We start from the raw sequence: 13,814 nt of genomic DNA, 5'->3' as shown, positions 1-13,814 counted from the left end.
TGGGTCGTTGGTACCCGAAAAGGGACGGCCCCGCCACTCCTCGCGGGGATGACGGGGCCGTTCGGGTCGGTTCCAGCGGGCAGGGGTTTGCTTCCGGCGGGCGCCCTCCCTCCGCCTCCCGGGTTCACTCCGGCGACGGCGGCCGTCCGCGGCGACCTCCTCGACGTCTACGCCGAGGTACGCGCTCCCCTGCTCCATCTGCCGAACTACGCCATCACAGCCTTCGGGGAGCGCCTGGACCGCCACGGCGCGGAGCCGGGCTTCGCCGCTGTCCTCGCCTACGCGGACGGCCAGCCGATCGGCTACGCCTACGCCAACACCATCGAGCACGGAGACCGGTACTGGCAGCGCACCACAGCGCCTCCGGCCGACCAGTACACCCAGCAGCCTGCCATCGCGCTCAAGGAGATCGGCGTCCGCCCGGCCTGGCGCGGCACCGGCTCCGCCCGCCGCATTCACGACGAACTGCTCCTCACCCGCGACGAACCGTACGTGACGCTCATGGTCAACAAGGCCGCCGGCGACCGCAAGGTCCACGCGGTCTACCGATCATGGGGCTACGCGGACATCGGGCAGAGCCAGCCCTCCCCGACCTCGCCGCTCCTCACCGTGATGATCCGCGCCACCCGCTGATCGAGCCGGACCACGGGCCCGTAAACCCGCGCAGGGCGGCGCCTGGACGTGCGCAACGGGCGGCCCTCCGGGAACACGGGGACCGCTCGCACTCCTGGTGCGCGCCCTGCTGACCACATTCAGTAGCGGGTCAGGTCTACGACCACATCGCACAGGGGATCGTCGGTCGGCTTCTGGTCATACTCGTTTTCGAGGTAACCGGCCGTGATTCCGCCCAGCAGACCGGGGCCGGTGTGGCTGATGATCACGTCAGCGCCGTAGGTGATGCTTCCGTCAGGTGCTGTGAGGTACAGCCGCATGCGGTCGCTGCCGGTGATCAGCAGCCCCTTGAAGACGGGGAGATCGGGCGTGTGGTCGGCGACAAGGGCGCGGACGATCCCGGGGAGATCCTCGAAGACCGCTTGGTGGCGGCCCTGGCCCGGAGCCGTCACAGCTTCGCCCAGGCCGGGCACTTGTTCGCCGGCTGGTTCTTGCAGAACGCGTTGATGACGCCGATGGTCTGCCCGCTACCGGCGTCGTACTTCCCGTCTTTGGTCTTGCGCGAGTACTGAACGATGACCACGATTTTCACCATCCTGGGCCGGGGTACGCCGGTCTCGAACGCTACCCCGCCGTACGTGAGGCGTCCGTGATGGTCGTCGGTCTCGGGGTGTTCCTTGACGACGGCCGCGATCGTTCCGCATTTCTTGATGTTGTGGCGGCCGGTGAAGTGCTGCCAGCCGAAATCGGCGTTCCCGTACCGGGTGACGATCTTCCGGCCCTGAGGGTCCTTGGCCTGGCACTTGATGCGGCGGTCCCAGGGATGCGGCTGCGCGGCGCTGGGAGCCGCAGAAGCGGCAGACCCTGCCGACAGGGAGGCCACGACTGATAACGCTGCCGCGACTACTTCGATCTTCCTCATGCCGTGATCACATCATTGGCTCTTCCGCGAGAACAATGACAAATCCGGACGATGCCGCCGAGATGGCGCGAGGGACTTGGCGAGCGCCGCGCAGCTACTACCGGGCGCTCACGTAGCGGACGCTGCTGCCGTACCGGGCGACCACGGAGTCCATGCACCACTGGCACAGCGGGCGCCCGCCGGCATCGTACCGGTGGGTGGGCCGCCGGCATCCGGAGCACGGCCCGGTCAGGCCGGGCGCTCGCGCAGCCGAGGGATCCGGCTCCGGCACCGGGGGCGGGGCATTCTCAGATCGCTCATCGCGGTCCTGTTCCTGGCGGGAAGGCGTCGCCGCCGTTCGAACAGAAGAGAACTACTCTGACGGCATCCACTGTCAGTGACGTCTCGTAACGTAGAGGCATGCCCGTTCACCCCGGCCTCACGGCCAGGTCGCCCCTGCACAGGACCGGCTCAACGAGGAGATCCGGCAGCTCATGGACCAGGAGCCGAGCAGGCAGCGCTCCGACCGCTACTACCGCGCGCTGCTCGCATGGGCGGACGGCCCCGGCGACGAAACCCCCGAGGCGGCCTGAGACACGACCGCGCCCCCGCCGGGGGTTCACCTCGACGGGGGCGCGGTCATTCACCAGGCGGGAACCTGAGCGTATCGGGAGCCAGACTACCGACGCCCTCCGACATCGGCCCTGACCAGCGAAGAGGCCACCTTGAGCTTGGGCAGCCGCGGCGGCCGCGCGTTCCAGGCCCGCGCGAACTCGCTGAATGCCCACGTCGCCGGCGTGCGCGCGGCCCGTCTCGGCGCAGTTCCGGCACGAGATCGGCTCGTCCACGCCCCCGCGGGTGCACACCCGCTGACCGTCGCGCAGTGCGTGCCGGTTCCACGGGTGCCCGCAGGCCGGGCACGGCTCGGCGGATCTGGCGGGCCGCCCGCTGCGGGCTCGGGTACGGGCGCCGGTTGGCCCGCGTGTACGGCCTCACGGTGTCCCCCAGCCGGTTCGCCGGCTCCTCGCCGGAGTGTGCTTCGACGAAGTGCCGGCGGATCGCCGCCTCGATCCGCTGCTTCCGCTCGTCCTCGCGCGCGGCCGCGTGTTCGCTCAGGATGCGCGAGCACTCCGCGGGGCTGGCGGTCAGCGGGACCGGCGGCAGCGTGAACGGCTCGGCGGACGGCCACTCCTCGTGGGACCAGCCGCACCCCAGCGCACACGGGAACCGCAACACCTGGGGTGGTTCACGGGTACGGGCAGATGAACGGCGGGATGATGCTCGGCTCCGGTGGCGGCGCCTCCGCGGCCGCGCGCCGGGCCGCTTCCACCTCGGCGCGGGGCCTGACGACAGTGTGACAGCAGCCCGTTTTTGCGCCGGGCGGGCCTGGAGGACGTGGACGTCGAGACGTCGCAGCTGATCGAGTGGCGGGGTGGTGGGCCGGAGGTGTGGGCCCCTCGGGCGTGACAGCAGGAAGCCCCCCGTCGCTCGGAGCGGCGGGGGGCTTCTGCGTGGACGCACCGATGGTTGCTCGGTCATCGGCTGTGGCGCCTTCCCGAAAGATGCCAACAGCGAGGGCGGCAGGATGGTTGCGCTGTGCGCTTGCCGTGGGTGACGGTCTCGGTCTTGGCTGCCATGCTGGCGCCCCGACCCCCCGCTCTTGGAGCCGGGGCGCTCACGGGGGCGGCCGGACGCCTGGGGGGCGGCGTCCGGCCGCTGGGGGGGGATCGGGCGACCGTAGCAGTGGGGGCGCGGTGGGTGCGCGAGGCTGCGGCGTTTTGCGTGGATGGTGCCCCGGTGGGTGCGTTGTCCGCTGGATCCCGCACCGGTGCCCTGGTTGCCTGACGTGACGAAGCCGCCCGCAGCCGGCGAGCGGGGCAGGGCGCGCGCGGGTTATCCGTCCGGCATTTTCTGCCCAAGGGTCGGTCAAGCTGTCGACGGCTGCCTCGTTGGGGTGCATACCGCCCGGTTCTCGGTGTGCGCCTGCTTCAGGTCGCTACGTTCTGCCGTCTGAATGCTGATCAGGAAGGCACATCACGACATGCGTACGCGTATCTGGCTGGCGGGCGTTGCTGTTGTTGCGGCGGCGCTGACGGGCTGCTCGGGGGCCGCCACCAGCACGGACGGCGGCCGGAAGGACACCGGCGCTTCTCACTCCGCGCAGGCGCCGGCGGAGGACTCGGCGAAGAAGGACGTCAAGATCACTCGCAGCGGGTTCGAGAACCATCCGGTCTGGGGTGAGCACGCGTACGTCACGCACTACACGATCACCAACCACGGCCCGGCCGCCGCCGACTACTTCGTGCAGCTGGAGTACCTGGACTCGGACGGTGACGTTCTAGGGACGACCGGAGTCGACGCCACCAAGCTCGGGCCGAACAAGACGAACACCGGTGACACGGCCCCGGTTGATGCGGAGATCACCAACGGCAAGATGTCCGACATCAAGAGCGTGCGGGTCTCCGAGGTCAGCCGTACCGATCCCTGACCCAGGGCCTGGGCGGCTGGGCGACTTCGGCATACGCCCGTGCCCGCCCGGCCCGTACCTGCGGGCGGCGCCGGTACCGGGCCGGGCGGGGGTACGTCCGTCAGTAGTCGGTGAGATCCACGATCACGTCGCAGTGCGGATCGTCGGAAGGCTGGTGCAGATGCTCGTTCGCCAGGAACGCCGGGGAGACCAGAGAGCCGAGCAAGCCGGGCCCCGTGTGGCTGATCAGCACGTCCACACCGTATGTTCGGTCTCGCTCGGGTGAACGGAAGTAGAGGCGCATCCGGTCGTTGCCCGTGATGACCGCGCCGATGAACAGCGGCTTCCACGACACGTGCATGGTGACGAAGGAGCGCACGAGATCGAGCAGGCGCGCCGTGGCCGCCTGCTCGGTCTCTGGTTCAGGAGAATTCACAGCTTGGCCCATGCCGGACACTTGTTCCCTGGTTGGTTGTGGCAGTACGCCGTGATGACGCCGATCTTCTGACCGCGCCCGGCATCGTAGCGGCCGTCCGTACTCTTCTGCGTGTACTGCACGACGACCGTGGACTTCACCTGTCGCGGCCTCGGCACGCCCGTCTCGAACTCGATCCCGTCGTACTCCAGGTGCCCGTGGTGGTCGTCCCGGTCCACGCGGCCGTGGAGGGCCGCATACAGGGTGGAGCACTTCTTGATGTTGTGGCGGCCGGTGAAGTGGTACCAGCCCAGGTCCGAGTTCCCGTAGCGGGTGACGATGTTCCTGCCGTCCGGGTCCTTCGTCTGGCACTTGACCCGCTTGTCCCACGGATGCGGTTGGGCGGGCAGCGGAGCAGCACTGGCAGCCCCCGACGCCAGCGAAGCTGGCTAACGTCATGGCGGCAGTGAGCGTCATGATCTTCTTCATGAAGGTGAGCACATCACCAGGTACACGACATACAACAGGCGTGGCGCCGGCGAGGACCTGCCGCCACTCCTCCACGGTCTTGCTGGGCAGATAGGCGGTACGGATGCCGTGGCCGCCGATCGCGGCCTGGATGGTGAAGCGGGCGAGGACGTCGCCCAAGGCCGCCACAAGGTCGGCGTTGCGGCGCTGCAGCGCGAGGTGCTCGTGCGCGGGGACGGTGCCGTGGACGAGATGCAGCAGACGAAGCGGTTCTTCGTCCGTCTGGTCCGGTTCGCTGACCTGCGTGTTCTGGTCGGGTTGGACGAGCTCGGCGAGGCCTGCGCGAGGTTCGTCCACTGGCTGCGGCTCGTGGGCGTCCATCTCCCGGCGCAGGGCCGCGAATCCTTCGGCGAACGCGGCGCCAGCGAGGCCGCGGGGCACTCGGGCACGGTACTCGAACCGGGACCCGGACCTTCCGGTGACCGGGCTGTCCGGACTCCTGTACTTGGACACCGTCCGGCCGATGTCCGCGCTGGTCAGCTCACATCCGTTCTCCCCGGCGTCCAGCGGCCAGAGGACGATGCCGCCCATGTCCGGACGGTCGTCCTCCTCTTTGAGGATCGAGGAGAGCAGCCCGTGCAGGCCCCGCAGGGTCTCCGACGACATCACCTTGAGCTTCGAGCCACGCTTGACCTTGGTCTGCTTCATCAGGTTGACCCAGGCCGCGACGGTCGCCTTGCTGAAGTGCTCGGTGCTGCGGACATCACAGTTCCCGAAGGTCGGGTTGCGGTAGACCTCGACCGCGCGCAGCCGCTGATCCTTATAGCGCTTGCTCGCGGTGCGGTTGGTGATGCACTCCCGGGCCCAGTTGTCGAACCGGTAGCGCAACTCGTCGCCGGCCGACGGGTCGATGTAGCCCTGGCCCTTCACCCAGCCTGCGGGCCAGTTCTGCCCGGCCTCATCGACAGCGCTCTTGAACACCTCGGCCGCGGCCAGGCCTTCCTCATCACCGTCGAAGCGCTCGGTCTGCCAGCCGTCTCCGCCGGGGGCTCGCCACTTCACCTGGTAACTGGTGATCTCCCCGGCCTTGTTCGTGCGCGGAACAACGCCCGCCATGGGCCGGAAGAGCAGCGCCCTGTTCCCATTGTGTTCCCACAAGCCTGCGAATCCTAGCCACAGTTGGGCTGTTCAAGCAGGTGGAGCGGGGTGAGCAGCGGAACGGCCGCAGCCCCCGCACAGTGGGCTGCGGCCGTTCCGTTCCGGCCTGTCCGTGGCAGGCCGGAACTCGGGGGATCCCGCCGACGCCGGCCGGCTCCGCCGGACAGGTCCGTCCTCGGTGGGTCAGAGCGCGAGGCCGGTGAGGACCAGGACGCGCTCGTAGGTGTAGTCCTCCATCGCGGAGCGGACGCCCTCGCGGCCCACGCCGGACTGCTTGGCGCCGCCGTACGGCATCTGGTCGGCGCGGTAGGAGGGGACGTCGCCGATGATCACGCCGCCGACCTCGAGGGCGCGGTGGGCGCGGAAGGCGGCCTGGAGGTCGTGGGTGAACACGCCCGCCTGGAGGCCGTACTTGGAGTCGTTGACCGCGGCGAACGCCTCGGCCTCGCCGTCCACCTTCTGCACGGACAGGACCGGACCGAAGACCTCCTCGTGGGCGAGGGTGACGTCCGCGGGGAGGTCGGTGAGCACGGTCGGCGCGTACGAGGCGCCGTCGCGCACACCACCGGTGAGCAGCGTGGCGCCGGCCTCGACGGCCTCCGTCACCCAGGACTCCACACGCTTGGCGGCGTCCTCGCTGACCAGCGGGCCGACGTCGGTCTTGTCGTCGTTCGGGTCACCGGTGACCTGGGCCTCGACGGCGGCCACGATGCGCGGCAGCAGCCGGTCGTACACGGCGGCGTCGGCGATCACGCGCTGTACGGAGATGCAGGACTGGCCGCCCTGGTAGTTGGAGAAGGTCGCGATGCGGTTCGCGGCCCAGTCCAGGTCGGCGTCGGAGGCGTAGTCGCCGAGGACCACGGCCGCGCCGTTGCCGCCGAGCTCCAGCGTGCAGTGCTTGCGCGGCACCGAGTCCATGATCGCGTAACCGACCTTCTCGGAACCGGTGAAGGAGATGACCGGCAGGCGCTCGTCCTGGACCAGGGCGGGCATCTTGTCGTTCGGAACCGGAAGGATCGACCAGGAGCCGGCCGGCAGGTCGGTCTCCGCCAGCAGCTCGCCGATGACCAGGCCGGACAGCGGGGTGGCCGGGGCCGGCTTGAGGATGATCGGAGCGCCGGCCGCGATCGCCGGTGCGACCTTGTGGGCGCACAGGTTCAGCGGGAAGTTGAACGGCGCGATGCCGAGCACGACGCCCCGGGGGAAGCGCCGGGTGAGGGCGAGGCGGCCCTGGCCGCCGGCGTCGGTGTCGAGCCGCTGGGCGTCGCCGCCGTTGAACCGGCGGGCCTCCTCCGCGGCGAAGCGGAACACGGAGGCGGCGCGGCCGACCTCGCCGCGGGCCCACTTGATGGGCTTGCCGTTCTCGGCGGAGATCAGCCGGCCGATCTCCTCGGTGCGCTCGACCAGGCGCTTGGCCACGTGGTCGAGGGCGGCGGCGCGCACGTGGGCCGGGGTCGCGGCGAACTCGTCCCGGACGGCGTACGCGGCGGCCACAGCCTCCTCGACCTGGGCGTCGGTCGGCACGCTGACGGTGCCGACGAGCCGGCCGTCCCACGACGAGGTGACGTCGAAGGTGTCGTCGCCGGTGGCCTGGCGGCCGGCGAGCCAGAAGGCGTGGGTGGAAGTCATGTGCGATTCCCGGCCTTTCCGCGTTTGGGGGCGTCCTTGGCTTTCGTGCTCCACGGTAGGGCGGCGGGGACCGGGGGTCGCTTGTCCGTGCCGTAGCAGTGGGCGGCCCCGCTACTACTGATTGGACTACTGCCGGCCGCTCGGTGGACCCCTACTCCGCGGACGTGGCCTTCAGGGCGAGCCACAGCTCCATGCGGACGTCGGGGTCGTCCAGCGAGCGCCCCAGGATCTCCTCGACCCGGCGCATCCGGTAGCGCAGCGTGTGCCGGTGCACGCCCAGGTCGGCGGCGGCCGCGTCCCACTGCCCGTGCCGGGACAGCCAGGCCCGCAGGGAGGCGACCAGGTCCCCGCGGCCGGTGGCGTCGTGCTCGTGCAACGCGCGCAGCAGTCCGTCGGCGAACGCCTTCACCGCGTCGTCGGCGAGCAGCGGCAGCACCGAACCCGCGGCCAGCTGTTCGTGCTCCACCAGCACCCGGCCCCGGCGCCGGGCCACCGACAGCGACTGCAAGGCTTGCTTGTAGGCGGCCGCGGCGGCGATCGGACCGGCCGGCGCGGACAGCCCGACGACGACGTCGTCCTCGTCGGCGGCGGTGTGCTCGGGCAGCGCGCGGGCCGCCTCCAGCTCCGCCGCCCAGCCGGTGCAGGCAGCCACCGCGGCACCGCCGTCCGCGGCCAGCGCCACCAGCCGCTCCCCCTCGGGCACCACCAGGACCGCCTCGCCGGAGCGCGCGGCGGCCGCTTCCACGTTCTCCGCGAGGACGCCGAGCCGGTCGCCTCCTCCCGGGCCGCGCGGCCCGGGCACCGGCTCGGCGACGATCATCCGGAACGGCGCGTCCAGCAGCCCGCCGTACAGGTCCCCGGCGACGGCGCGGGCGTGGTCGGGCTCCCCGGCCAGCAGCATGCGCAGGACGGCGGTGCCGATGCGCTGCTCGGCGGCGTGCAGGGAGCGGGAGCGCTCGGTGGTGAGGGTGAGCAGGGCGATGGCGGAGTGCACGGCGTACCGCTCGGCGGTGCCGAGGGCGGCGGCGGTACCCACCGCGAGCGCGGCGCGCGGGCGGCGGCCGGTGCCCAGGGAGTGGAGTTCGACCCGGTCCTCGTGTTCGGGGCCGCCGACCACGGAGGAGGCGGGGGCGGGCCGCTCGCGCAGCCGTTCCACCTCCCCGGTGATCCGGGCGGCGCGGCGACCGGCCCACTCGGGGGCCGCGGCGACGACGGTGCCCGAGGCGTCGTACAGCGCCGCCCACCCGTCGACCTGCGCGGCGAGCGCGGCGAGCAGGCCCTCGGGGCCCGAGTTCAGGGCCTGCTTGGTCAGTTCGCGCTGGGCGGCGAAGCCCGCGGTGACCGCGCGGTACTGGTCGGCGGCGATGGCGGCGGAGACGGCCTTGCTGATGGCGAGGAAGGGGGTGCGGCGGGGCACCTCCAGCAGCGGCAGCGGCTCCTGTGCGCAGGCGTCGACGAGCGCCTCGGGGATCTCCTCGTAGTTGACCCCGACGGCGAACCCCAGCCCGACCACGCCCGCGCCGGCCAGCCGCCGCACGTACCGGCGCATGGCCTCGGGGTCCTCCGCGTCCAGCTTGAGCGCGGTGATCAGCAGCAGCTCGCCGCCCTCCATGTACGGCACGGGGTCGGCCAGCTCGCTGACGTGTGCCCAGCGCACGGGCACGTCGAGGCGGTCCTCGCCGGCGCGCACGGTCAGCTTCAGCGCCGAGTGGTGGACGAGCGAGGCGAGGGTCGGGGGCATGGGGCCTTCACGGTGGTGGCGGAGTGGTGCGTCTTGGCCGCCGCGTATGAACGGCGTACGCCGATTCTGCCTCACCGTACGATCGCCCGCTGGCCCTCAGCCCCGCAGATCCACCAGCAACGGCGGCGCGTGCTCCCCCCGCACACTGCTCAACGACAACACCGCGTGCCCGGCCGGCACCCCGTGCGCCAACTCGGACGCGGACCAGCGCTCGCGTTCGACTTGGCGGACGGTGACGGCCTCGGTCGTCACCGCCTTGCCCGTGATCAGCTTGCGCAGGGCGTGGATCGCGCGGGTCATCGGCTGGTCCGCGAACACCGTGTGCCGGGCCACGTCCCGGGTCTCCACCCACTGGGTGCCCCAGGCGTCCGCGAACCTGCTGCCGTCCCAGGTGGTGACCCCCGCGAAGGCCATGCGGCAGCCGACAGCGGCGTACAGCGGCCCGTGCAGCGCCTCGGGGACGTCACCGACGGTGCGCAGAGCGAGCACCACGCCCGCGTTGCGGGAGCGCAGGCGCTGAATGCGCCGCACTGAGTCGGCCGTCACCGCGCCGGTGGCGTCGTCCAGGACGAGGCAGGCGAAGTGCGCCCGCTCGCCCGTCGTCGCCACGACGCCGAACTGCGCGAGCACCAGCCTGGTGACGATCCGGGACGCCTCCTCGTGTCCGCGGTCGGGCAGATCGATGCGGACCCGCAGCGGATGGTGGGCGACGGCGCCCAGCGAGAACGGCCGGGTCCTGCCTCCCTCGGCGCCGAAGAACCCGGCGAACGCAGGCCGGTCCAGCACCGCGAGCCTGTCGGCCAGGACCGGGCCGGGGTCGCCCGGGCTGCCCGCCTGCCGGACGCGTGCCTCGAGTTCGCGGCGCATCACCGTGTGCTCGTCCCCCGCGAGCCCCGCCCGCAGCGCGCCCAGGGCCGACGGATCGCCCTCCAGCAGTTCGCGCAGCTCGGGCAGGGTCGGAAAGCGTCCGTGCACCGCCCGGTACGGGCCGAGGAGCTGGGCGAGTGCGGTGCCGGCCCGCTGTCCGCTCACCGTGTCCAGGTCGCCGACCAGGCCCTCGGCGAGGAAGGCGGCCGCCTCGTCCGGGTCGTCGGATTCCGCGTACGGGTCGAGGTCGTGCACGGAAGCGGGGTCGCCGAGGCGTACGACGACGTCGAAGGCGGAGTCGGGACCGAGTGGGGTACCGGCCGCGCAGACGGCGACGACGGTGCACTGCCCGGCGAGTGCCTGGAGGCCGAGCGACTCGACGACGGGACGGATCAGATGGCGGGTCTTGCCCGAGCCCGAGGGCCCGACGGCCAGCAGCGAGGTGCCCAGGGTGTCCGGTGCGAGCGCGGCACCGGCGCCGCCGTAGGCGAGCGGAGTGCGCTCGCCCGCAACCCACCGGCCGAGGAGCACCTGACCGACGAGCAGGTCGTGCCGAGCGGTCCGACCCGGCAGATCGCGAGCGCCTGAGGGATGGACCCAGGCGGCGGCGCCCTCGCGCAGCACCGTGTCGGTGAACGCCGACAGCCGCGCGCGGGCCCGGGCCGCGGTCCACATGTGACCGATCCTGGAGCAGTCCACGTCGTTCATCCGGCCGGCGTGCACCTCGGCGGTGAGCAGGTCGGCGGCCTGGTGCTGGCCCGCCTCCCGCAGCTCTGGCCAGTGCGAGGGCCGTCGTTCGACGGCCGGCAGCACCGGTCCGGCGGTCTTCGCCCGCTCACGCGCCGCGAGCAGCTCCTTCGCGTACGGCCACCAACCGCCGATCCGGGCGAAGGGCCACAGCACCAGCAGGGTGATCAGCGCGTAGAGACCGTCGGTGAACGCCACCGAACCGAACATGGTGTAGCTGCCCGTGACGAGGACGATGAGGGAGAACACCGGATCCTGGACGGGCAGTGCGTCCCAGCCCAGGCCGAAGGCCTTGGGGAACACGAAGGCGAGCACGATGAGCGCGCCCAGGGCCGCGATGAGGGCGCGTGCGGGCTGTGGGCGACGGGTGATGACGTGCCGGACGATGTCGCGCCAACTGCCCAGGCGGGCCATGGCGAAGACGAGGATCGCGAAGAACACGCCGTTGGCGACCGTGATGGCCTCGGCGCCCTGGTACCCCTTGGGCGACGTGGTCCCCGCCCACCACCAGCCGTCCGGTGTGAGCAGCTTCAGGACGGCCCACTGGTAGGGAATGCTGCCGTGCCGCCACAGCGACCACACGAGCAGCCCCGCCGCCAGGGGAACGAAGAAGCCGACGATGGTGACGGGGGCCAGGCGCTGCTCCTGGCGCGGGCTCTTGGGCCGGCGGTAGCCCTGACGCCAGATGCCCGGCTCGGCGTCCGGCCGCGGCTCGTCGAGCCAGTCGGCGACCGGGGAGCGGGGGTGCGCGGACGGCGGGGCGTGGTCGACGGACGGTACGCGCGGCGCCCCCGCAGGAGGCGGTGGCACGGCCGGCGCCCGCGTCGGCAGCGGCGGCACGGCCGCCTCCCTCGGCGGTGACGGATGCGGCACCGGGCCGGTGCCGCTGTCGCGTGTGTTCCGTTTTCCCTCGTTCTGCATCCGCCCTGCCCCCTGACCAGCCGCTCCGTGCACCGTCAGCGAGCAATGTAGTGCCCCGGGATGGGGAGTTCACCGCATACACGGCCGTCGGCGCGGACGGCCGGTCCCGTGGGGTCATACGCTCGCTATGTCCACCGCGGACAAGGGCGGGGCGGGACAACGCCCACATGGAGCATGCCCAGGGGCCCGTACCCGTCCTAGCCTGCGAAAAGAAGGCAAGCGTCCGTAATACCCCCAGGAGCCCCGCATGACCGCACTTCCGCAGGAGCGCCGCGTCGTCACCGCCATCCCCGGCCCGAAGTCGCAGGAGCTGCAGGCCCGCCGTACGGCCGTGGTCGCCCAGGGCGTGGGCTCCACGCTGCCGGTCTTCGTCACGCGCGCCGGCGGCGGTGTCATCGAGGACGTCGACGGCAACAGCCTGATCGACTTCGGCTCCGGTATCGCCGTGACCAGCGTCGGCGCCTCCGCCGAGGCCGTCGTGCGCCGCGCCTCCGCCCAGCTGGCCGACTTCACCCACACCTGTTTCATGGTCACCCCGTACGAGGGCTACGTCGCCGTCGCCGAGGCGCTGGCCGAGCTCACCCCGGGTGACCACGCCAAGAAGTCCGCGCTGTTCAACTCCGGTGCCGAGGCCGTCGAGAACGCCGTCAAGATCGCGCGCGCGTACACCAAGCGGCAGGCCGTCGTGGTGTTCGACCACGGGTACCACGGACGCACCAACCTCACCATGGCGCTGACGGCGAAGAACATGCCGTACAAGCACGGCTTCGGCCCGTTCGCGCCGGAGGTGTACCGCGTCCCGGTCGCCTACGGCTACCGCTGGCCGACCGGTGCGGAGAACGCCGGCCCCGAGGCCGCCAAGCAGGCCATCGACCAGATCACCAAGCAGGTCGGCCCGGACAACGTGGCCGCGATCATCATCGAGCCGGTGCTCGGCGAGGGCGGCTTCATCGAGCCGGCCAAGGGCTTCCTGCCCGCCATCCGCCAGTTCGCCGCCGACAACGGGATCGTGTTCGTCGCCGACGAGATCCAGTCCGGTTTCTGCCGGACCGGGCAGTGGTTCGCCTGTGAGGACGAGGGCATCGTCCCGGACCTGATCACCACCGCCAAGGGCATCGCCGGTGGTCTGCCGCTCGCCGCCGTGACCGGCCGCGCCGAGATCATGGACGCCGCGCACGCCGGCGGCCTCGGTGGCACGTACGGCGGCAACCCCGTCGCCTGCGCCGGTGCGCTCGGTGCCATCGAGACCATGAAGGAGCTGGACCTCAACGGCAAGGCCAAGCGCATCGAGGAGATCATGAAGGGTCGCCTCGCCGCCATGGCCGAGAAGTTCGACGTCATCGGCGAGGTGCGCGGCCGCGGCGCGATGATCGCCATCGAGCTGGTCAAGGACCGCACCACCAAGGAGCCGAACCCGGAGGCGACCGCGGCGCTGGCCAAGGCCTGCCACGCGGAGGGCGTGCTGGTGCTCACCTGCGGCACCTACGGCAACGTGGTCCGCTTCCTGCCTCCGCTGGTCATCGGCGAGGACCTGCTCAACGAGGGCCTCGACGTCGTCGAGCAGGCCCTGGCCCGCATCTGAGGCTCCGGTTCCGGCTGCGGCAGGCCGTGTGAAGAAGGTGTGCGAGGTGGATGACGGGTCGGGAATCCGTCTGCCCAAGCGCCGCGGCCTGTCGTAGGTTCTACCCAGATGAGAGATACACCCCGTCCACGGGGGACCGTGGGCGACTTCAGGCCGGGGCCTCCCCAGCTCCGACCTGGTCGTGCCTTCGCGCACACAACCGGCTCCTGACGCCGGGATCTCCTCACCGATCGGACGGTCGCCGCCCCAAACCCCCCGGGGCGCGCGACGTTCCGGTCCGGACGGCCGCCCCGTGACCACCCCCCC

Annotated in this window: 9 protein-coding genes; 3 read left to right on the top strand and 6 right to left on the bottom strand. The window is 71.6% G+C overall.

What is annotated here, in order from left to right; all coding sequences use genetic code 11:
- Positions 1–87 precede the first annotated feature (87 nt).
- Positions 88–633 (top strand): GNAT family N-acetyltransferase, encoded by a 546-nt coding sequence (locus ACSP97_RS25740; RefSeq protein WP_440554449.1) that lies wholly within the window; start codon positions 88–90, stop codon positions 631–633.
- A gap of 119 nt (positions 634–752) precedes the next feature.
- On the opposite strand, the gene ACSP97_RS25735 is transcribed toward ACSP97_RS25740, so the two are convergent.
- Positions 753–1,085, bottom strand: coding sequence for a hypothetical protein (locus ACSP97_RS25735; protein WP_391869595.1), 333 nt, complete (start codon positions 1,083–1,085; stop codon positions 753–755).
- A complete protein-coding gene (locus ACSP97_RS25730; RefSeq protein ID WP_440554447.1) occupies positions 1,061–1,534 on the bottom strand; it encodes a hypothetical protein in 474 nt (157 codons plus the stop codon). The genes ACSP97_RS25735 and ACSP97_RS25730 overlap by 25 nt, the downstream gene beginning before the upstream one ends.
- Positions 1,535–3,554: 2,020 nt before the next feature.
- Between ACSP97_RS25730 and ACSP97_RS25725 the strand changes: the two genes are divergently transcribed.
- Positions 3,555–4,001 (top strand): hypothetical protein, encoded by a 447-nt coding sequence (locus ACSP97_RS25725; RefSeq protein WP_440554445.1) that lies wholly within the window; start codon positions 3,555–3,557, stop codon positions 3,999–4,001.
- Positions 4,002–4,101: 100 nt separating this feature from the next.
- Here the strand turns inward: ACSP97_RS25725 and ACSP97_RS25720 are convergent, their stop codons facing one another.
- The 4 genes from ACSP97_RS25720 to ACSP97_RS25705 all read right to left on the bottom strand — a co-directional run bounded on the left by ACSP97_RS25720 (position 4,102) and on the right by ACSP97_RS25705 (position 11,926).
- Positions 4,102–5,979, bottom strand: a complete 1,878-nt coding sequence (locus ACSP97_RS25720; RefSeq protein ID WP_440554443.1) for a hypothetical protein — start codon at positions 5,977–5,979, stop codon at positions 4,102–4,104.
- A 225-nt stretch (positions 5,980–6,204) separates the two neighbouring features.
- Positions 6,205–7,650: an aldehyde dehydrogenase family protein gene (locus tag ACSP97_RS25715; RefSeq protein WP_440554441.1), complete on the bottom strand. Its 1,446-nt coding sequence runs from the start codon at positions 7,648–7,650 to the stop codon at positions 6,205–6,207.
- 151 nt (positions 7,651–7,801) lie between these two features.
- On the bottom strand, positions 7,802–9,391 hold the full coding sequence (locus ACSP97_RS25710) for a PucR family transcriptional regulator (RefSeq protein WP_358296627.1): 1,590 nt from the start codon (positions 9,389–9,391) through the stop codon (positions 7,802–7,804).
- A gap of 96 nt (positions 9,392–9,487) precedes the next feature.
- Positions 9,488–11,926, bottom strand: coding sequence for an ATP/GTP-binding protein (locus ACSP97_RS25705; protein ID WP_440554439.1), 2,439 nt, complete (start codon positions 11,924–11,926; stop codon positions 9,488–9,490).
- Between the two features lie 247 nt (positions 11,927–12,173).
- Here ACSP97_RS25705 and gabT point away from each other — a divergent pair, with 247 nt between their 5' ends.
- A complete protein-coding gene (gene gabT / locus ACSP97_RS25700) occupies positions 12,174–13,508 on the top strand; it encodes a 4-aminobutyrate--2-oxoglutarate transaminase (protein ID WP_358296621.1) in 1,335 nt (444 codons plus the stop codon).
- Positions 13,509–13,814 lie beyond the last annotated feature (306 nt).

This window comes from Streptomyces sp. SCPE 10, assembly GCF_051980735.1.
Taxonomy (GTDB): Bacteria; Actinomycetota; Actinomycetes; order Streptomycetales; family Streptomycetaceae; genus Streptomyces; species Streptomyces misionensis.
This window is presented reverse-complemented; position numbering and strand designations above follow the sequence as displayed.